Below are 19433 nucleotides of genomic sequence, written 5' to 3' on the forward strand. Positions count from 1 at the left end.
CGACCCGGGGTCGCCGGAACCGCCGGAAGGCTAGCGCAGGTTCCGGGCGACCTCGGTGGCCCAGTACGTGAGGATGTTCTTCGCGCCGGCCCGCTTGATGCCGGTGAGGGACTCCAGGATCGCCTTGTCCCGGTCGATCCAGCCCTTCTCCGCGGCGGCCTCGATCATCGAGTACTCGCCGGAGATCTGGTACGCGACGACCGGCACGTCCGACGCGTCGGCGACACGGGCGAGGATGTCGAGGTAGGGGCCCGCGGGCTTCACCATCACCATGTCGGCGCCCTCCTCCAGATCGAGCGCCAACTCCCGCAGGGACTCCCGCGCGTTGGCCGGGTCCTGCTGGTACGTCTTGCGGTCGCCCTTGAGCGAGGAGCCGACGGCCTCACGGAAGGGGCCGTAGAAGGCGGAGGAGTACTTGACGGTGTAGGCGAGGATGGCGACGTCCTCGCGGCCGATCTGGTCGAGGGCGTCCCGGACGACGCCGATCTGGCCGTCCATCATCCCGCTGGGGCCCACGATGTGGGCGCCTGCGTCGGCCTGCACCTGAGCCATCTCGGCGTACCGCTCCAGGGTGGCGTCGTTGTCGACCCGGCCCTGCTCGTCCAGCACACCGCAGTGCCCGTGGTCGGTCGTCTCGTCGAGGCACAGGTCGGACATCACGAGCAGTTCGTCGCCGACCTCGGCGCGGACGTCGCGCAGGGCGACCTGGAGGATGCCGTCCGGGTCCGTGCCGGGCGTCCCGACGGCGTCCTTCTTGGCCTCCTCGGGAACGCCGAACAGCATGATCCCGGAGACCCCGGCCTCCAGCGCCTCGACGGCGGCCTTCCGCAGGCTGTCCCGGGTGTGCTGCACGACCCCGGGCATCGCGGCGATCGGCACCGGCTCGCTCACGCCCTCGCGGACGAACGCGGGGAGGATGAGATCGGCCGGGTGCAGCCGGGTCTCGGCGACCATCCGGCGCATTGCGGGGGTGGTGCGCAGCCGCCGGGGACGCGTACCGGGGAAGGATCCGTACTTCGTCATGACATCTACGCTACGCCCGCCACAAGAGCCCCTATACCGACGCGGTGTCGGTGTGATACGCCCTCCGGCGTTCGAGGAGCGGGGTCTGGGGCGGGAGCCCCAGGTACGGGAGGGGACAGGGGCGGAGGGGGCGAAAAACCCCACCCCGCCCCCCACCGGCGTCAGGTGGTCCGGCGTCGCCTCGACCCGGGCCGGCGCTCGCTGGGCCGGGTGACCGGGTCCCCCGCGTCCAGCGCGGCGGCGCGCCGCCGCAGCCCGAAGTCCGCCAGCGCCTCCGCCAGCTTGTGCACGGAGGGCTCCGGAGCCATCACGTCGACCCGCAGTCCGTGCTCCTCGGCCGTCTTGGCCGTCGCGGGACCGATACAGGCGATCACCGTCACGTTGTGCGGCTTGCCGGCGATGCCCACCAGGTTCCGCACGGTCGACGACGAGGTGAAGAGCACGGCGTCGAAGCCGCCGCCCTTGATCGCCTCGCGGGTGTCGGCCGGCGGCGGCGACGCGCGCACGGTGCGGTACGCCGTGACGTCGTCGACCTCCCAGCCCAGCTCGATGAGCCCGGCCACCAGCGTCTCGGTGGCGATGTCGGCACGCGGCAGGAACACCCGGTCGATCGGGTCGAAGACCGGGTCGTAGGGCGGCCAGTCCTCCAGGAGACCGGCGGCGGACTGCTCGCCGCTCGGCACCAGGTCCGGCTTCACGCCGAAGGCGATCAGCGCCTTCGCGGTCTGCTCGCCGACGGCCGCGACCTTGATGCCCGCGAAGGCACGGGCGTCGAGCCCGTACTCCTCGAACTTCTCCCGCACGGCCTTGACCGCGTTCACCGAGGTGAAGGCGATCCACTCGTAGCGGCCCGTCACCAGGCCCTTGACCGCGCGCTCCATCTGCTGGGGCGTGCGCGGCGGTTCGACGGCGATCGTCGGCACCTCGTGCGGCACGGCCCCGTACGACCGCAGCTGGTCGGAGAGCGACGCCGCCTGCTCCTTCGTCCGCGGCACGAGCACCTTCCAGCCGAACAGCGGCTTGGACTCGAACCACGACAACTGGTCGCGATGGGCGGCGGCGGAACGCTCACCGACCACGGCTATCACCGGGCGGCCACCGTCCGGGGACGGCAGCACCTTCGCCTGCTTCAGCGTCTGCGCGATCGTGCCGAGCGTGGCCGACCAGGTGCGCTGCCGGGTCGTGGTACCGGCGATCGTCACCGCCATCGGGGTGTCGGGCTTGCGTCCGGAGGCCACGAGCTCACCCGCGGCCGCGGCCACGGAGTCGAGGGTCGCCGACACGACGACGGTGCCGTCTGACGCGCCGACCTCGGTCCAGCAGCGGTCCGAGGCGGTCCGCGCGTCGACGAACCGTACGTCCGCGCCCTGCGCGTCCCGCAGCGGCACACCCGCGTAGGCGGGTACACCGACGGCGGCGGCGATGCCGGGCACGACCTCGAACGGAACACCCGCGGCGACGCACGCGAGCATTTCCTCGGCCGCGTACGTATCAAGTCCCGGGTCCCCGGACACCGCACGCACGACCCGCTTGCCGCCCCGTGCGGCCGTCATGACAAGATTGGCAGCATCCCTCGACGCGGGGTCACCAACGGCTGTTGACGCGCTGTCAACAACCGTCAGCTGAGGCGTGCCTGTGCTCCGGTACGTATCCGGTGAAGTGTCCGGATCCGTGTTCAGAACAGCGACGCCTTGTCTGGCGTGTACGCGTACCACGTCGAGCACATCGTGCTCGGCGACGAGTACGTCCGCGTTCGCCAGCGCCTCTACGGCGCGCAGTGTCAGCAGCCCTGGATCTCCGGGTCCGGCACCCAGGAAGGTGACGTGCCCGTGGTCCGGACCGGCGGGAAGGTTGGTGGGGCTCACAGTGCTCGCTCCCCCATCAGACCGGCCGCGCCCTTGGCAAGCATCTCGGCAGCGAGTTCACGGCCGAGCGACATCGCTTGGTCATGTGTCTCGGGCACGGGACCGGTGGTGGACAGCTGCACCAGCGTCGAGCCGTCGGTCGTGCCGACGACGCCGCGCAGGCGCATCTCCTTGACAATCTGCCCGTCGGCCAGCAGGTCGGCCAGCGCGCCCACGGGTGCGCTGCAGCCGGCCTCCAGGGCGGCAAGCAGGGATCGCTCGGCTGTCACGGCGGCCCGGGTGAACGGGTCGTCGAGCTCTCCGAGCGCGGCGACGAGGTCCGCGTTGTCCGCGGCACACTCGATCGCGAGGGCCCCCTGGCCGGGGGCGGGCAAAACGGTGTCGACCGACAGGAAGTCGGTGACCTCGTCGATGCGGCCGATCCGGTTGAGTCCGGCGGCGGCGAGCACGACGGCGTCGAGCTCTCCGGCGCGGACGTACCCGATGCGGGTGTCGACGTTCCCCCGGATGGCGACCGTCTCGATCGTCATCCCGTGACTGCGCGCGTACGCGTTCAGCTGGGCCATGCGCCGCGGCGAGCCGGTGCCCACGCGTGCGCCGTCCGGCAGCTCCGCGAAGGTCAGTCCGTCGCGGGCGACGAGTACGTCGCGCACGTCCTCGCGCACCGGCACGGCGGCCAGCGCGAGGTCCTCGGGCTGCGCGGTCGGCAGATCCTTGAGGGAGTGCACGGCGAAGTCGACCTCCCCGCGCACCAGTGCCTCCCGCAGCGCGGTCACGAAGACGCCCGTGCCGCCGATCTGCGCGAGGTTCTCGCGGGAAATGTCGCCGTACGTCGTGATCTCAACGAGCTCGACGGGCCGTCCGGTCACCTGGCTCACGGCATCCGCCACCTGCCCGGACTGGGCCATGGCGAGTTTGCTGCGCCTGGTCCCGAGCCTCAAAGCCTGCTCACTCATGCTCGCCCTCGGTTCTTGGCGTTCTCGGTGTTGTTCTCGGCCCGCGAGACGGCGGCGACCGTCTCCGGGTCCAGGTCGAACAGGGTCCGCAACGCGTCCGCGTACCCGGCGCCGCCGGGTTCGGCGGCCAGTTGCTTGACCCGTACGGTCGGCGCGTGCAGCAGCTTGTCGACGACGCGCCGCACGGCCTGGTTGATCTCGCCGCGCTGCTTGTCGTCGAGGTCCGGCAGCCGCCCGTCCAGCCGCGCGATCTCGTTCGCGACGACATCGGCGGCCATGGCGCGCAGCGCCACGACAGTGGGGGTGATGTGCGCGGCCCGCTGGGCGGCACCGAACGCGGCCACCTCGTCGGAGACGATCCGGCGCACCTGGTCCACGTCCGCGGCCATCGGCGCGTCCGCGGAGGCGCCGGCCAGCGACTCGAGGTCGACGAGCCGCACACCGAGCAGCCGGTGCACGGCCGCGTCGATGTCACGGGGCATCGCGAGGTCGAGCAGCGCGAGCACCGGCGCGGGGCGGGGAGCCTCGACGACGGGTTCGGGCCTGCGGCGCTCGGGGATGCGGCCGATCGTGGCGACGGTTGCGGCCAGCGCGGTGATGACGTCGGCGTCGGCGTCGGGCGTACGACGGCTGTCGCGGCGCTCGACGGTCCCGGTGCCCTTGTCCACCCAGGCCGCGTGCTGCTCCAGGGTGGCGGCGTCCATGCCGGCGACGGCCGCCTCGCCCATGACGGAGAAGCCGGTGGCGCCCTGCACGGCGGACAGGTCCAGCGGGCAGCCGTCCTCGGTGCCGAGGCTGGTGGACGCGAGGTGCCCGGCCGGACCGGCCGACGCCGCGTCGCGTACGGCCGCGGGCGTTCCCGTACGTCCTTCGACGGCGGCCGCGACCGACTCGGCCGTCAGGACGATCCCGGTCGCTCCGGTGCAGGACACGGCGATGTCGGCACGTGTCAGCTCGACCGGCACCGAGTCCATCGGTACCGCGCGGGCCACCACGTCCGTGTCGTCGCCGCCGGTGAGGATCTCGGCGAGGCGCTCGGCGCGGTCCTGGGTGCGGTTGGCGATCACGATCTCGCCGACGCCGACGCGCGCGAGCGTCGCGGCGGCCAGCGAGGACATCGAGCCCGCGCCGATGACGAGGGCCTTCTTGCCCTTGGCCCAGGCCTCGACCGCCCGTCCGGCGGACAGCTGCTCCAGGCCGAAGGTGACCAGGGACTGTCCCGCGCGGTCGATGCCGGTCTCGGAGTGGGCGCGCTTGCCGACCCGCAGGGCCTGCTGGAAAAGATCGTTGAGGAGGCGGCCCGCGGTGTGCAGTTCCTGCGCGGTGGCGAGCGCGTCCTTGATCTGGCCGAGGATCTGGCCCTCGCCGACGACCATCGAGTCCAGGCCGCAGGCCACCGAGAAGAGGTGGTGGACGGCCCGGTCCTCGTAGTGCACGTACAGGTGGGGAGTGAGCTCCTCGAGCCCGACCCCGCTGTGCTGGGCGAGCAGCGTGGACAGCTCGGCGACGCCCGCGTGGAACTTGTCCACGTCGGCGTACAGCTCGATGCGGTTGCAGGTGGCGAGCACCGCGCCCTCGGCGGCAGGCTCGGCGGCGAGGGTGTCCTGGAGCAGCTTGAACTGCGCGTCCGGGGACAGCGCGGCCCGCTCCAGAACACTGACCGGAGCGCTGCGGTGGCTCAGCCCGACGACGAGGAGACTCATGCCGGCATCACGGCGGGAACATCCCCGTCGGGCCCTTTGCGGTTGTTCTCCTGCGCGGCGGTGGCGGCGGCATCGGCCTGCGCCTCGGCCTCCTCGCCGGCCTTGCGCTGCTCGTGGAAGGCGAGGATCTGCAGCTCGATGGAGAGATCGACCTTGCGCACGTCGACACCGTCCGGGACGGTCAGGACGGTCGGCGCGAAGTTCAGGATGGAGGTGACTCCGGCGGCCACCAGGCGGTCGCAGACCTGCTGGGCGGCTCCGGCCGGAGTGGCGATGACACCGATCGAGACACCGTTCTCGTCGATGATCTTTTCCAGGTCGTCCGTGTGCTGGACCGGGATTCCGGCGACGGGCTTGCCGGCCATCGCTGGATCCGCGTCTATGAGCGCGGCGACACGGAATCCACGCGAGGCGAACCCTCCGTAATTGGCCAGCGCCGCGCCGAGGTTGCCGATACCGACGATCACTACCGGCCAGTCCTGGGTCAGGCCCAGTTCACGGGAGATCTGGTACACGAGATACTCGACGTCGTACCCCACACCACGCGTCCCGTAGGAGCCGAGGTAGGAGAAGTCCTTGCGCAGCTTCGCGGAGTTGACCCCCGCCGCGGCCGCGAGCTCCTCGGAGGAGACCGTGGGTACCGAGCGCTCCGACAGTGCGGTGAGGGCTCGGAGGTACAGCGGAAGCCGGGCGACGGTGGCCTCGGGAATCCCTCGGCTGCGGGTCGCCGGTCGGTGAGTTCGGCCAGTTGCCACGGTGCTCCTGCGGGTAGAGCGGGGCTTTAGGCGGTCACACGTACCTAGACCGCCCCGTCGAATGCAGGCTATGTCTTTGTGAACGCGTGCACAAAGATGGTGTCCGATTTGCCCGGCCAACGTGACCGGGGTCACGCATGCCCGGCGCGCACGTATGGAACCGGCGCGCGGACGGCTTCGTTCCACACTTGAAGGGGGCAAAACCGCACACTCTCCTCAACGAATCCCGCCCCCGAGACCAATCGCCGTCGATCCTAGGCGACTTTCCCGACCACTTGGACTGCTCAGTCAGGTCACAAGTCGGGGCACATCACGGGCGCGGTGGGCGTCCCCGCACAGGATTCACTGTGCGAGGGCTTTGCGAAGGCGTTCCTCGTTCACGCGCCAGAAGGTGTGCTGGGCGCCGTCCACCAGTACGACAGGGATCTGTTCCCAGTACTGGCGGTGCAGTTCCTCGTCCTCGGTGATGTCCTTCTTCTCCCAGGGGACCCCGAGATCGGCACACACCTTCTCGATCACTTCCTGTGCGTCATCACACAGATGACACCCGGGCTTCCCGATCAACGTCACCAGGCGCTCCTCGGGCGCCCTGCTCTGCGTACGGCGGTCACTGCGCCGGAACATGGGGCTCATATGCGCCATTCTCCCGCCCCGGGCGCCCCCGCGGGCACGCTCCGCGCTTTACGCGGCAACCGGCCCCCTCACAGGACCGACGCGCCGTGGCGCCAACGGATCGGATCGGTTCTTTAACGGCACGGTCGCGGAGAGTTCACAGCGTCGAATCCTCTCGACTCCGGAAGCACCGAACAGACTGGCTATGCTCACGACATGGCCGCTCTCGGATGGCTCACTCCCCGTAGGCGCTCCGCCACGGCGCGGAGCGTGTTGGCAGGCGAGGCCTCTGCGGAGGCAGCCCGCAAGTCCTCTCAGGAACTGGAAGAACTGACACCGCCGGACGCCCCGGAAGAACCCGACTTCCCGGTGCTCGGCGACGACAAGGCTGCCGCCTTCTTCGATCTCGACAACACCGTGATGCAAGGTGCCGCCCTCTTCCACTTCGGACGGGGCCTGTACAAGCGGAAGTTCTTCGAGACCCGCGACCTCGCCCGGTTCGCCTGGCAGCAGGCGTGGTTCAGGCTGGCCGGCATCGAAGACCCGGAGCACATGCAGGACGCGCGCGACTCCGCACTGTCGATCGTGAAGGGCCACCGGGTCTCCGAGCTGATGTCGATCGGCGAGGAGATCTACGACGAGTACATGGCCGAGCGGATCTGGCCCGGCACCCGTGCCCTCGCCCAGGCGCACCTGGACGCCGGCCAGAAGGTGTGGCTCGTCACGGCGGCGCCGGTGGAGATCGCCACGGTGATCGCGCGGCGGCTCGGCCTCACGGGCGCCCTGGGCACGGTCGCGGAATCGGTGGACGGGGTCTACACCGGCAAGCTGGTGGGCGAACCCCTGCACGGTCCGGCCAAGGCGGAGGCCGTACGGGCACTGGCGTCCGCGGAGAGCCTGGACCTTGCCCGCTGCGCGGCGTACAGCGACTCGCACAACGACATTCCGATGCTCTCGCTGGTCGGGCACCCGTACGCGATCAACCCGGACGCGAAACTGCGCAGGCACGCGCGGGACTTCGACTGGCGGCTGCGGGACTACCGCACGGCGCGCAAGGCCGCGAAGGTCGGGATTCCCGCCGCGGCCGGGGTCGGCGCGGTGGCCGGAGGCACGGCCGCCGCGATCGCTCTGCACCGCCGCCGCCGCTGAGTTTCGCCTTCCGGCGCGCCCCGCGGGTGCGTTGCGGGTCGGGGCCGTGCCGGTACATCCCGGTCCGTCGCCGCCGGATCTGACGGGGGCTCCCGAGGGAGCCGCCGCTCGATCCGAACGTGAGCGACGGACATCGGGGATGTGCCGACACGGCCCTTCCGTGCGTCCGCGGCCGAATTCCAGCCCCTCCGGCGTTCGAGGAGCGGGGTCCGGGGCTGAGCCCCCGGGTTCGGGACGGGCAGGGGCGGAGGGGGCGAAAACCTGTCCGGACCTGGGAAGGGACCCTCGGCCGCGGGGGCAATCATCGTGTCCTACCCACGCCGAGGGCGACCCAGTCATGTTCACCGCAGGCGGGCACAACACGCCCTGTACTCAGACGGAACACGAACCGACTCGATCAACAAGTGGTCACCGTCTGGTACTTGAACAGGCATCGAATCGCATCAGAAGCGACGTAATCGATGATTTTAGCAACTGGGTGTAGTGCTGCCTGTACGAAGCGTTATTCTCCTCAAACGCAAACCGGTACCCCTCCGTCGCTACGACGGGTGAAAGGTCCCGCACTGCACGTGATGGAAGCTCTGCCTCTGGGAGTCCCGTGTACTCACACGTCGGGGTTGACGCCTCGGGCCTGGCTACGCTGCGCGCAACGGTCCTGGACCGTCTGCGCGGCTTCGTCCCCACCGCGTACGCCGTCCCCGCTTTCGCCCTCCCCGCGCCCGTCGGCCCTTGCTACGCACTGGCCGACGGCAACGCGGCGGTCGGCAGGCGGGGCCGCTCAGGCTCGGCCACCACCGCACGCCGTCCGGCCGCGGACAGTGACAGCGCCCGGATGATGGATCTCGTGGAGCGCGCCCAGGCCGGCGAAGCCGACGCCTTCGGACGGCTCTACGACCAGTACAGCGACACCGTGTACCGCTACATCTACTACCGGGTGGGAGGTAAGGCGACTGCCGAGGACCTCACGAGTGAGACCTTTCTGCGGGCGCTGCGACGGATCGGCACCTTCACCTGGCAGGGGCGCGACTTCGGCGCATGGCTCGTGACCATCGCCCGGAATCTGGTCGCCGACCATTTCAAGTCCAGCCGTTTCCGGCTGGAGGTGACCACCGGCGAGATGCTCGACGCCAACGAGGTCGAGCGCTCCCCCGAGGACTCCGTCCTGGAGTCGCTTTCCAACGCCGCGCTGCTTGACGCCGTGAAGCGGCTCAACCCTCAGCAGCAGGAGTGTGTGACGCTCCGCTTCCTCCAGGGGCTGTCGGTCGCCGAGACCGCCCGGGTGATGGGCAAGAACGAGGGTGCGATCAAGACCCTCCAGTACCGAGCCGTCCGCACCCTGGCCAGGCTCCTGCCGGACGACGTCCGCTGAACCCGCTTCGACCCGCCGTGATCCCACACGTTCAGCGACACTCAACTCACCTTCCGTAAAAGTCTGTTGACTTCGCGGTCCGATCATCCGTCGTCCGTAACCCAAGTGCCGTGACGCTCGTTGTGCGGGATACAGGCTCCCTGTGGTCACGCCTTGGCCATCGCCGATCACCCGATCGTGTGCACACGGCCAGGGGGTGCAACCCTCAGGACCCCCTGGGGAGCCGACCGTCATGACGAGAGGAGGTGCCGCCAGTGATCGCGAACGTATCGGCACACCGGCGGGCGAACGCCTTCGCCCAGGCCCTGGAGGAATCCGACCAGGGCACGGCGGCCGAGCAGCCCGATGGGTCGGCACCGTCCCGGGCTGCTGCGGAACAGACCGAGCAAGGGCTGCTGTTGGCCCTTGCCACCGGTCTCGGCGAGCTGCCCAAACCGGAGCTGGACCCCGAGGTCAAGATCGTGCAGCGAGCCCAGCTCGTCGCCGCGATGGAGGCCATGCTGCTGGAAGGCACCGCCGCCGGAGGCGAGGGTTGGGACCGTGCCGTGCCCGAGCAGCGATCCCATCGGGCCAAGGGCACACACCGGGCGACCGGACTGGGGAAGCTGCGGCCCCGGTCCCGGCTGTCCAAGGGGCTCGCCGCGGGCGGGCTCACCGTCGGTGTGGCCGCCGGAGCCTTCGGCGGTGTGGCCGCCGCGAGCTCCGACGCCCTCCCCGGCGACTCGCTCTACGGGCTCAAGCGCGGCATGGAGGACATCAAGCTGGGTCTGGCCCACGGCGACAGTGACCGGGGCGAGCTCTACCTCGACCAGGCCTCGACCCGCCTGAGCGAGGCCCGCCGGCTGATGGAGCGCGGCCGCTCGGGACAGCTCGACCACGAGTCCCTGGGCGAGGTCCGCCGCGCTCTGTCGGGTATGCAGCACGACGCCTCCGAGGGTCACCGCCTGCTGCACGAGGCGTACGAACGGGACGGCTCACTGGGCCCCATCCAGGCCCTGTCCGCTTTCTCTCAGTCGCACCGTGAAGCCTGGGGCGCGCTGCGCGACCGGCTGCCCGTGCAGCTCGGCGACGTCAGTGACCAGGTCTCGTCGGTCTTCGAGGCCATAGACGAAGAGGTCGGCCCGCTGCGATCGCTGCTGCCCAGGACGCCCGCCCCCGAGGGCACCGGACGTCATCGGGGCAGGAGCGAGGAGTCCACCGGATCGCCCGGCAAGGACACTCCGGCACCCAGCGCCACCAGCGGCTCCGCGAGCGGAAGCCACAGCAGCGGCAAGCCCAGGCCCTCCAGCTCGGGCAGCAGCAGCGACGGCCTGCTCGGCGGCAACGCCGGCGGCCTCCTCGACCCGCCGCAGGACGACACCAGCACCACCCCGTCGTCCAACAGCAGCAGCAAGGGCAGCGCGACGAGCGAACCCGACGTCACGCTCCCTCCCCTGCTGCCCGGTCTCCTGCCGGGCCTCGGCATCGACACGGAGGACAGCAACTAACCCCGCCACTCGGCTACGTCGATGGGGGCGCCCTTCTCGGGAAGGGCGCCCCCATCGACGTACAGGCATATCAGGACATGATCAGCAGAACCGTAACTGCATGATCAGAAGAACACGGACCTGCGCTGCACCAGCAGCTTGTACAGGGTGTGCTGGATCTGCTCTCTGACCTGGTCGGTCAGGTTGAACATCAGCATCGGGTCCTCGGCCGCCTCCGGCGGATAGCCGTCCGTGCGGATCGGCTCGCCGAACTGGATCGTCCACTTGGTGGGAAGCGGGATCGCGCCGAGCGGGCCCAGCCACGGGAACGTCGGGGTGATCGGGAAGTAGGGGAACCCCAGCAGCCGCGCGAGGGTCTTCGCGTTGCCGATCATCGGATAGATCTCCTCCGCGCCGACGATCGAGCACGGGATGATCGGGGTGCCCGCGCGCAGCGCCGTCGAGACGAAGCCGCCCCGGCCGAAGCGCTGGAGCTTGTAGCGCTCGCTGAAGGGCTTGCCGATGCCCTTGAAGCCCTCCGGCATCACACCGACCAGTTCACCGCGTTCCAGGAGCCGCTCGGCGTCCTCCGCGCAGGCCAGGGTGTGACCGGCCTTGCGGGCCAGCTCGTTGACGACCGGCAGCATGAAGACCAGGTCGGCCGCGAGGAGGCGGAGGTGACGGTTCGCCGGGTGGTTGTCGTGGACGGCGACTTGCATCATCAGGCCGTCCAGCGGAAGGGTGCCCGAGTGGTTGGCGACGATCAGGGCGCCGCCCTCCGACGGGATGTTCTCGATGCCCTTCACCTCGACGCGGAAGTACTTCTCGTAGAGCGGCCGGATCAGCGACATCAGGACCTGGTCGGTCAGCTCCTGGTCGTACCCGAAGTCGTCGATCTCGTAGTCGCCCGTGAGCCTGCGGCGCAGGAAGGCCAGACCCCCCGCGATGCGCTGCTCCAGGCCGCTGCCGCCCTGCTGGGGCTGCTGGGGCTGCTGGGGCGGCTGTTCCTCATGCGTCACGGGAACATCATCCTGCGGGAGGGTCCGCCCGGGCAGGGGCTGGACCTCGCGTACCACTACGGGCTCGCCCTTGCGCCGGCTCCCCGCGGCCCGGCGCCGCGGCGGGCGCTGCACAGCAGCCCCGCGCGACCGGTCGTCGTCGAACGGAATGACCTTGGCGTCCGCCATCGTTGATGCGCTCCTCAGTTGGCGCTCTGCGTCGGGGTGTGGCCGCCGCCCGGAAGAGGCAGTGCGGCGATCCGGTCCACGGCCCCCGCAAGGACCTCCGGGGGCAGGAGTCCGGGCCCCCGGCTGTGGGCGAAGTCCGCGAAGGTCTCCGCCGTCGTGTACTTCGGCTGGTAGCCCAGGGTTTCGCGCATCTGGATCGTCGCGACCACCCTGCCGTGCGTGAGCAGCCGCAGCTGCTCCGGCGAGAAGTCCGTCACTCCCAGGGTACGCACGGCCGTACCGGCCCAGCTGAGGGCCGGCAGCAGCAGCGGGACCGTGGGCCGGCCCAGGCGCCGCGCGCACTGCGAGAGCAGCAGGACGCCGTCGCCGGCGATGTTGAACGTGCCGCTGTTGAGCGTGCCCCGCTGCGGGTCGTGCGAGGCGAGCCGGAGCACCTCGATGACATCGCTCTCGTGGACGAACTGGAGCCGCGGGTCGTAGCCGAACACCGTCGGCAGGACCGGCAGCGAGAAGTACGAGGCGAGCGGCGAGTCCGCGCTCGGGCCGAGGATGTTGGCGAACCGCAGCACGCACACGGCGACATCGGGCCTGCGGCGCGCGAAGCCGCGTACGTACCCCTCGACCTCCACCGTGTCCTTCGCGAAGCCGCCGCTGGGCAGCGACTTGGGCGAGGTGGTCTCGGTGAAGACGGCGGGGTCGCGGGGCGCCGAGCCGTAGACGTTCGTACTGGACTTCACGACGAGCCGCTTGACCGTCGGAGACTTCTGACAGGCGCCGAGCAGCTGCATGGTGCCGATGACGTTGGTCTCCTTGACCGTGGTCCGGCTGCCGGAGCCCAGCGCGGTGCCCGTCACGTCCATGTGCACGACCGTGTCGACGGAGTACTCGGCGAGCACCCGCGCGATCGTCGGCTGCCGGATGTCGGCCTGCACGAAGTCGGCGCCGCCGATGTGGTGCTCGGGCGGCACCGCGTCCACGGCAATCACCCGGTCCACCTGCGAGTCACGCTGGATCCGTCGTACGAACCGGCCCCCCAGCTGTCGGGCCACCCCGGTCACGAGCACGACCTTCCCCAAGATCAGCGCCTTCCTTCCAGAAATGGACGTAGCTCCGCTCGTACTGCCGCGTTCCCCGTGTGCGGCCAACTTAGCGGGTTGATGTTGCGCTGTGATGACCGCCCGATGCACGAAGTGACGACAGCCACAGACGTACGACCAGACCAAGCCATTCGGCCCACAGGCGTACATGGCGCGCGTGGCTGAATCTATTCGATGTTCGAGCGGCCTTTCGGGGTTCTTCTTCTCGAATGCGTCCGACCCCTGACGTCGGCCCGGGGGCCACCGCGCCTGCCTCCTTGCCCCGAACGGAGGGCCGCCACGGCCCCGGCCCTTCGTCGGCGCCCGGCAGTCTTCGCCGTCTCCCGGGCCGGTCCTCGGCGGAGCTTCCGGGTAGCCGTCTCGCGGCCAGATATGCCTGTGGCCCCCCACCTGCTGGCGGGGGGCCACAGTACGCGTTTCCGCGGCGTCGCTTACTTCTTGTTGCGACGCTGAACGCGAGTGCGCTTGAGCAGCTTGCGGTGCTTCTTCTTCGCCATCCGCTTGCGCCGCTTCTTGATAACAGAGCCCACGACTACCCTCGCTCACTTCTCTTTACTCGGTGCTGGGCTGCATGGGCCCACACGACCTATGAGGGGCCAGCCTACCCGTCCGAGAGCCGAGGTCGTAATCGAGGTGTTTCCGGGAGATCGCGAACGGTCTCCCGGAAACGCCGTCAGGCGGTCTCCACCCCCACATAGCTCTCACGGAGGTACTCGTGAACCGCTTGCTCCGGCACCCGGAAGGACCTCCCCACCCGGATCGCCGGCAGATGACCGCTGTGCACCAAGCGGTACACGGTCATCTTGGACACTCGCATCACCGAGGCGACTTCCGCCACGGTAAGGAACTGAACCTCGTTCAGAGGCCTCTCGCCTGCAGCCATGACACACCTGAACCTTCCGCACTCGACGGTCACCGGCTTCCCCTTCCGGTGACTCTTCGTCGTTGCGTGCTCACTCCCCAATGTAGGGGCGGGTGATGCGAGTGGGGAAGAGGGGATGCCATCGGCCGCCTACTGTGACAGACACGCTCGATTGAGTACATAGCGAGTAAGCGGTCGGTAGTAATCAGACCGCACAGCGTCATCAAGCGGAACGACGACGGACACTCGCCCCTCTGCCTCTCCGACGAACAGCGCGGGATCGTCCGTATCGGCGAGACCGATGGCCTCGAACCCCAGCTGACCTGCTCCGCAGACCCATCCGTGGTCTCCGATGACCAGCTCCGGGAGGGGCCCTCCAGCCTCCGCGGCGGCCGCCAGAACGGTCCGAACCGGCAGTGGCGAGTGGGTGTGTGCGCCGGTCGCACGACCGGCGGCCCCGGCCCTGGGTTCGCGCACCAGCGCGACACCTTGTACGTAGTCGAGGTTGTACGTGCGTAGACCGAACCGGGTCGTTATGTCGACAGAGCTACCCTGCGCGGGGGTGAGGACGGTACATCCCGCCGCCGACAGCGCGTCCGCGAGAGCGGCGTAGAAGGCGATCAGCCGGTGCGGGTGGCCCGTGCCGAGAAGCACAGGGTGACGATGGCGGGCGGCTTCACGGAGCCGTTCCGCGAAGGCATCGAGAGCCGCCAGGGTCCGCTCCGGGTCGATCACATCATGCCCCGAAGTGTGCGAGGGATCGGCCGAAACCCCGCACTTGTCGGCCATCAGTTCGATCAGATCCCGCTGCCGCCAGGTCCATTCGGGATCAAGTCCGAGCAACAGGCGGGGGTCCCCGGCAGCGAAGAGCCGGTAGCTGCGCAGACTCTCCTCGCGCGAGGTGGCCACGGGCCCGGCCAGCCGGGCGGCCAGGAGATGTGCACGCAAAGCTCCGGTGCTCAACACGTCAGCGATGCTGACGCATCCATCGACACCGCACGCACAAAATGCGAGAAATGCCCCACAGTTGGCCTAATGGCCCATCGTGACGCCGGCGACAGGAGGGAGCGACAAAAGGACGCACAAGCGTCCTCGGGCCCGCTGGTCTCACAACACGCGCGAAACGGACGCCAGTTGACCAACCCGCCGACCACCAACGCAGGGGGAATCACCATGAAGCCGTCCGGTCCCGTCCCCTCGCTCGGCGAGGCGGAATCCCGTTCCAGCCGGGGGACGGTGAAATCCTGTTCCCGCCCGGGCCCGAGGCGGGAATCCAGGCCTACGGCAGCATCCCCCGCAACGGAAACACGGCCCGGCGCGTGGCCACGATCGCCTGATCGAGGCGGTCCGCCGGGTCGTACCCCGCCTCCCAGTCCTTCCAGGGCACCGGCCAGCGCCCGTCCGTCATCCGTATCGGCGCCAACTGCCGGGTGCGGGCGAAGACTTGCTGCCGCCAGCTCTCCGGGATCACCGTCTCGGGCTCGATGGGGCGGCCCGCCGCGACGGCCACGAGATGCGTCCACGAGCGCGGCACCACCTCCACCACCGCGTACCCGCCGCCGCCCAGCGCGACCCAGCGCCCGTCGGCGTACTCGTGCGCCAGGTCGTGACAGGCGACCTGCACGGCCCGCTGCGCGTCGAGCGAGACGGCGAGATGCGCGAGCGGGTCCTCGAAGTGGGTGTCCGCGCCGTGCTGGGTGACCAGCACCTGAGGCCGGAAGTCGGCGATCAGCTCGGGCACCACGGCATGGAAGGCCCGCAGCCAGCCCGCGTCCCCGGTTCCGGCCGGCAGCGCGACATTGACCGCCGTGCCCTCGGCGCTGTCGGCCCCCGTCTCCTCGGGCCACCCGGTCCCCGGGAACAGCGTCCGCGGATGCTCGTGCAGGGAGACCGTCAGAACCCGCGGGTCCTCCCAGAAGGCCGCCTGGACACCGTCACCGTGATGCACATCGACGTCGATGTACGCGACCCGCTCGGCGCCCAGCTCCAGGAGGCGGGCGATGGCCAGCGCGGCGTCGTTGTAGATGCAGAACCCGGAGGCCCCGCCGGGCATCGCGTGGTGCAGCCCGCCCGCGAAGTTCACCGCGTGCAGCGCCTCCCCGCGCCACACCGCCTCCGCCGCCCCCACGGACTGCCCGGCGATCAACGCGGACACCTCGTGCATCCCGGCGAACGCGGGGTCGTCCATGGTCCCGAGACCGTACGACGGGTCGGCCTTCCCGGGATCGGCGGACGCGGACCTGACCGCCTCCACGTAGTCCTCGCGGTGCACCAGCTTCAGGGTCGACTCCCCCGCGGGCTTCGCCGAGACGACATCGACGTCCCGGTCGAGCCCGAAGGCGTCGACGAGTCCCCGGGTCAGGGCGAGCCGGACCGGATCCATGGGATGGTCCGGACCGAAGTCATACCCCGTTACTGCCTCGTCCCACATCAGCTGTGCGCGGCCGCTCATGCACGTCACCGTATCGGTCCGGTTGAGGATCGAACGAGCGGGCGTACCCCAAGGTCGCGAGGACCAGGACCATCGGTACGACCATGGCTCCGCGGTAGCTCCACGCGTCGCCCAGCGCGCCCACCAACGGCGAACCGATCAGGAACCCGACGTAGTTGAAGATGTTCAGCCGCGCGATCGCCGTGTCCGACGCCCCCGGGAAGAGCCGCCCGGCCGCCGCGAAGGTCTGCGGCACGATCACACACAGCCCGAGCCCCACCAGCGTGAACCCCAGCATGCCCACCCAGGCCCCCGGCGCGACCGCCACCACCCCGAACCCGAGCGCGGCGACCACGGCGCCCAGCCGCACCACCGCCACGGCCCCGAACCGCCGCACCCCGAAGTCCCCGACGGCCCGCCCCACCAGCGTCATCACCATGTAGACGTTGTACGGAACGGTCGACAGCTGCTCCGAACTGCCCAGCACGTCCTTCAGATACTTCGCGCTCCAGTTGGAGACCGTCGAGTCCCCGATGTACGCGAACGTCATCACCAGGCACAGCGGAAGCAGGAGCTTGAAGACGAGGGGTCCGGCACCGGCACCGCCCTCGTCCGCCGCGTCCTTCCCGTCCGGGGCCGCGCCGCCGTCGACGTACCACCGGCTCCCCACCAGAGTGAGCGGAAGCAGCACCAGCACGACGGGCAGATACGACACGAAGAGCGGCAGATGCCAGTGCGCCCCGGCCCAGGCGAGCGAGGCTCCCACGATCCCGCCCAGGCTGTACGCGGCATGGAAACCGAGCATGATGCTGCGCCCGTACGACCGCTGGAGGCTCACCCCGAGCATGTTCATCGAGGCGTCGAGCGCGCCGACCGCGAGGCCGAAGGCGCCGAGGGCGACCGCCACCTCGACGAGCTGGTCACCGGCGCCGACACCGAGCAGGGCGAGCAGCACGACCGGCTGCGACCACCGCAGGACGCTGCTGGGAGGTACGCGCTTGACCAGGTGCTCGGTGGCGACGCTGCCCACCCCGGCGAGGATCGGGACGGCCGCCAGGAACGCCGGCAGCAGCGCGTCGGAGATCCCGTAGCGGTCCTGGATGGCCGGGATGCGCGTCACGAGCAACGCGAAGGCGGCGCCCTGAGCGAAGAAGCTGAACGCCAAAGAGGCCCTACCGCGCCGCAGCACATCTGTCATGGCGGCGAGCGTAGGGCCCCGGCTTACCGGTGGGTAGATCCAGCCGAAGATGAATTTTGCTCAGCTCTTCGGAGAGAGGCTGTTCAGTCGTCCGTCCCGGCACCGGCGGCGAGCTCCCGCTCGAGCATCTTCTCCATCGGGACGACGGCGAAGCGCCCGCTGAGCAGGAAGGCGAGGACCATCGAAGTGATCATGACGACCGTGCCGAGCCAGACCATGGTGTCGATCGGCAGCGTGTAGGCACCCACGACCCGCGCGACGCACTCACCGAGCAGCACCGCGCCCCACACGAGCGAGAAGGTCCGCTCGGCCTTCCGGAACCCCTCGGAACCGGCCACCAGACGGTCCCAGGCCGCGCTCCTGGCCGCGTCCCCCTTCACCAGGAACGGCTTCATCGCCTGCGTCATCATCGGCCGCCCGAGCTTCACGGACACCAGGACGCCGAGACCCACCGCACTGCTGACCCCGCTGTCCTTGGCCAGCATCAGCCGTGGGTCACCGGCGACGAGGCTCAGGGCGAGCCCGACCACGTTGACGAAGAGGATCAGCCCGGCCAGGGCGTTGGCCTTGCGCTCCTTCACCACACTCCACACGGTCCGCACGGCCGGTACGACGCTGCTCCAGCCGAGCGCCGCCATCGTGCTCATCCCGAACCCGTTCTTGAGCAGGTAGTACGACCCGACGGGCACCGCCACGTCCACGATCAGCGGCAGGAAGCTCGGCCGGGGACCGGCGGTGTCCGTGGCGGGGGCCGACCCGGCGACCGCCGCGGCAGCGCGGTCGGTCTCTCCGGTGCTGAACTCGGTGGCGGTGATGCTCATGATCGGGTCCCTCCGTCGTCACTGTGTACGTCCCGTTTCGATGTACTCAGCTTCGCGGTCGGACCCCACCCGCCGACAGAAACGATCGTCCGGAGCTCGGCATGACATATGTCAGCCCCCGCCGATGGGTGCCGTCATACGAGCAGGTCAGCCAACTCCCCCATGTCGGAGAAGAGTTGAGTGGCGCCGACCAGCCTGTCGGCCGGCGTCATCGCCGTGAACCCGTACACGTCCATCCCGGCCGCGTCGGCCGCCCGCACCCCCAGCGGACTGTCCTCGACGACGGCACACCTCTCCGGCCGTACGCCCATCCGCTCGGCCGCGTGGAGAAACAGATCGGGCGCCGGCTTGCCCCGGCCCACGTCCTGCGAACTGAAGATCCGCTCGTCGTCGAACCAGCGGTCGAGTCCCGTCGTGCGATGCCCGACCCGGATCCGCTCATGACTCCCGGAGGAGGCCACGCAGTACGGCACTCCGTCCGCGGCCAGCTTCTCCAGCACCTGCCCGGCGCCGGGAACGGGCTTCAGTTCCCGCTCGAAGGCGGCGAAGACCCGCGCGTGGAACACGTCGTCGAAGTCGTCCGGCAGCCGCTGCCCGGTGCGTTCCAGGACCATGTCGTGGATGCGGTGCATGGCGGAGCCCATGTAGTCACGCAGGGAGTCCTCGTACGAGGTGGGATGCCCCAGCTCGGTGAGATACGCGGCCAGAAGGGTGTTGGAGATCGGCTCACTGTCCACGAGGACGCCGTCGTTGTCGAAAATGATCAGGTCATAGCGCATATCAAAGACCCTAAACGCAGAAAACCCCCGTACCGGTTTCCCGGTACGGGGGTTTTCTTCAAAATTTGTTCGGCGGCGTCCTACTCTCCCACAGGGTCCCCCCTGCAGTACCATCGGCGCTGTGAGGCTTAGCTTCCGGGTTCGGAATGTAACCGGGCGT

Annotated in this window: 18 protein-coding genes and 1 rRNA gene; 3 read left to right on the forward strand and 16 right to left on the reverse strand. The window is 69.7% G+C overall.

Annotation, left to right across the window (positions count from 1 at the left end):
- Positions 1 to 30 precede the first annotated feature (30 nt).
- From hemB to ACWD68_RS37290, 6 genes are all read right to left on the reverse strand, one after another.
- Positions 31 to 1023 (reverse strand): porphobilinogen synthase, encoded by a 993-nt coding sequence (gene hemB, locus ACWD68_RS37265; protein ID WP_451810904.1) that lies wholly within the window; start codon positions 1021 to 1023, stop codon positions 31 to 33.
- Positions 1024 to 1184: 161 nt separating this feature from the next.
- The gene (locus ACWD68_RS37270; RefSeq protein WP_451810905.1) at positions 1185 to 2888 is read right to left on the reverse strand and encodes a uroporphyrinogen-III synthase; all 1704 of its coding nucleotides are present in this window, start codon (positions 2886 to 2888) and stop codon (positions 1185 to 1187) included.
- Positions 2885 to 3844, reverse strand: a complete 960-nt coding sequence (gene hemC, locus ACWD68_RS37275; RefSeq protein WP_451810906.1) for a hydroxymethylbilane synthase — start codon at positions 3842 to 3844, stop codon at positions 2885 to 2887. Before hemC ends, ACWD68_RS37270 begins: the two co-directional genes overlap by 4 nt.
- Complete coding sequence (locus ACWD68_RS37280) at positions 3841 to 5547, reverse strand: glutamyl-tRNA reductase (protein WP_451810907.1); 1707 nt, start codon at positions 5545 to 5547, stop codon at positions 3841 to 3843. The genes hemC and ACWD68_RS37280 overlap by 4 nt, the downstream gene beginning before the upstream one ends.
- Positions 5544 to 6302 (reverse strand): redox-sensing transcriptional repressor Rex, encoded by a 759-nt coding sequence (locus tag ACWD68_RS37285; RefSeq protein ID WP_451810908.1) that lies wholly within the window; start codon positions 6300 to 6302, stop codon positions 5544 to 5546. Before ACWD68_RS37285 ends, ACWD68_RS37280 begins: the two co-directional genes overlap by 4 nt.
- Before the next feature lie 342 nt (positions 6303 to 6644).
- A complete protein-coding gene (locus ACWD68_RS37290) occupies positions 6645 to 6944 on the reverse strand; it encodes a glutaredoxin family protein (protein ID WP_451810909.1) in 300 nt (99 codons plus the stop codon).
- A 186-nt stretch (positions 6945 to 7130) separates the two neighbouring features.
- Here ACWD68_RS37290 and ACWD68_RS37295 point away from each other — a divergent pair, with 186 nt between their 5' ends.
- The 3 genes from ACWD68_RS37295 to ACWD68_RS37305 all read left to right on the forward strand — a co-directional run bounded on the left by ACWD68_RS37295 (position 7131) and on the right by ACWD68_RS37305 (position 10919).
- Positions 7131 to 8063, forward strand: a complete 933-nt coding sequence (locus tag ACWD68_RS37295; protein WP_451810910.1) for an HAD family hydrolase — start codon at positions 7131 to 7133, stop codon at positions 8061 to 8063.
- A gap of 598 nt (positions 8064 to 8661) precedes the next feature.
- The gene (locus ACWD68_RS37300) at positions 8662 to 9432 is read left to right on the forward strand and encodes an ECF subfamily RNA polymerase sigma factor, BldN family (RefSeq protein WP_355840968.1); all 771 of its coding nucleotides are present in this window, start codon (positions 8662 to 8664) and stop codon (positions 9430 to 9432) included.
- Between the two features lie 254 nt (positions 9433 to 9686).
- Positions 9687 to 10919 (forward strand): DUF5667 domain-containing protein, encoded by a 1233-nt coding sequence (locus ACWD68_RS37305; protein ID WP_451810911.1) that lies wholly within the window; start codon positions 9687 to 9689, stop codon positions 10917 to 10919.
- Positions 10920 to 11023: 104 nt separating this feature from the next.
- Here the strand turns inward: ACWD68_RS37305 and ACWD68_RS37310 are convergent, their stop codons facing one another.
- The 10 genes from ACWD68_RS37310 to rrf form a co-directional block, all read right to left on the reverse strand.
- On the reverse strand, positions 11024 to 12085 hold the full coding sequence (locus ACWD68_RS37310) for a lysophospholipid acyltransferase family protein (RefSeq protein WP_451810912.1): 1062 nt from the start codon (positions 12083 to 12085) through the stop codon (positions 11024 to 11026).
- Positions 12086 to 12099: 14 nt separating this feature from the next.
- The gene (locus tag ACWD68_RS37315; RefSeq protein ID WP_451810913.1) at positions 12100 to 13161 is read right to left on the reverse strand and encodes an NAD-dependent epimerase/dehydratase family protein; all 1062 of its coding nucleotides are present in this window, start codon (positions 13159 to 13161) and stop codon (positions 12100 to 12102) included.
- Between the two features lie 452 nt (positions 13162 to 13613).
- On the reverse strand, positions 13614 to 13712 hold the full coding sequence (locus ACWD68_RS37320; protein ID WP_003948845.1) for a 30S ribosomal protein bS22: 99 nt from the start codon (positions 13710 to 13712) through the stop codon (positions 13614 to 13616).
- 143 nt (positions 13713 to 13855) lie between these two features.
- A complete protein-coding gene (locus ACWD68_RS37325; RefSeq protein ID WP_093781815.1) occupies positions 13856 to 14065 on the reverse strand; it encodes a helix-turn-helix domain-containing protein in 210 nt (69 codons plus the stop codon).
- 129 nt (positions 14066 to 14194) lie between these two features.
- Entirely contained in the window at positions 14195 to 15010 is an 816-nt protein-coding gene (locus ACWD68_RS37330; RefSeq protein ID WP_451810914.1) for a phosphatase, read from the reverse strand.
- Positions 15011 to 15323: 313 nt separating this feature from the next.
- On the reverse strand, positions 15324 to 16496 hold the full coding sequence (locus ACWD68_RS37335) for an acetoin utilization protein AcuC (protein WP_451810915.1): 1173 nt from the start codon (positions 16494 to 16496) through the stop codon (positions 15324 to 15326).
- On the reverse strand, positions 16447 to 17673 hold the full coding sequence (locus ACWD68_RS37340) for an MFS transporter (RefSeq protein ID WP_451810916.1): 1227 nt from the start codon (positions 17671 to 17673) through the stop codon (positions 16447 to 16449). The genes ACWD68_RS37335 and ACWD68_RS37340 overlap by 50 nt, the downstream gene beginning before the upstream one ends.
- A gap of 83 nt (positions 17674 to 17756) precedes the next feature.
- Positions 17757 to 18494 carry a VC0807 family protein gene (locus ACWD68_RS37345; RefSeq protein WP_451810917.1) on the reverse strand — a complete coding sequence of 246 codons (738 nt, stop codon included), beginning with the start codon at positions 18492 to 18494 and terminating at the stop codon, positions 17757 to 17759.
- A gap of 134 nt (positions 18495 to 18628) precedes the next feature.
- The gene (locus tag ACWD68_RS37350; RefSeq protein WP_451810918.1) at positions 18629 to 19273 is read right to left on the reverse strand and encodes an HAD family hydrolase; all 645 of its coding nucleotides are present in this window, start codon (positions 19271 to 19273) and stop codon (positions 18629 to 18631) included.
- A 67-nt stretch (positions 19274 to 19340) separates the two neighbouring features.
- Positions 19341 to 19433, reverse strand: a 5S ribosomal RNA gene (gene rrf, locus ACWD68_RS37355); the annotation flags it as partial.

The organism is Streptomyces sp. NPDC005141, from assembly GCF_053599975.1.

Excerpts from the sequence above, each read along its gene's own strand:
- hemB (WP_451810904.1), bottom strand. The coding sequence starts at position 1,023 with ATGACGAAGTACGGATCCTTCCCCGGTACGCGTCCCCGGCGGCTGCGC.
- hemC (WP_451810906.1), bottom strand. The coding sequence starts at position 3,844 with ATGAGTGAGCAGGCTTTGAGGCTCGGGACCAGGCGCAGCAAACTCGCC.
- ACWD68_RS37280 (WP_451810907.1), bottom strand. The coding sequence starts at position 5,547 with ATGAGTCTCCTCGTCGTCGGGCTGAGCCACCGCAGCGCTCCGGTCAGT.
- ACWD68_RS37290 (WP_451810909.1), bottom strand. The coding sequence starts at position 6,944 with ATGGCGCATATGAGCCCCATGTTCCGGCGCAGTGACCGCCGTACGCAG.
- ACWD68_RS37295 (WP_451810910.1), top strand. The coding sequence starts at position 7,131 with ATGGCCGCTCTCGGATGGCTCACTCCCCGTAGGCGCTCCGCCACGGCG.
- ACWD68_RS37310 (WP_451810912.1), bottom strand. The coding sequence starts at position 12,085 with ATGGCGGACGCCAAGGTCATTCCGTTCGACGACGACCGGTCGCGCGGG.
- ACWD68_RS37325 (WP_093781815.1), bottom strand. The coding sequence starts at position 14,065 with ATGGCTGCAGGCGAGAGGCCTCTGAACGAGGTTCAGTTCCTTACCGTG.
- ACWD68_RS37335 (WP_451810915.1), bottom strand. The coding sequence starts at position 16,496 with ATGAGCGGCCGCGCACAGCTGATGTGGGACGAGGCAGTAACGGGGTAT.
- ACWD68_RS37340 (WP_451810916.1), bottom strand. The coding sequence starts at position 17,673 with ATGACAGATGTGCTGCGGCGCGGTAGGGCCTCTTTGGCGTTCAGCTTC.
- ACWD68_RS37345 (WP_451810917.1), bottom strand. The coding sequence starts at position 18,494 with ATGAGCATCACCGCCACCGAGTTCAGCACCGGAGAGACCGACCGCGCT.
- ACWD68_RS37350 (WP_451810918.1), bottom strand. The coding sequence starts at position 19,273 with ATGCGCTATGACCTGATCATTTTCGACAACGACGGCGTCCTCGTGGAC.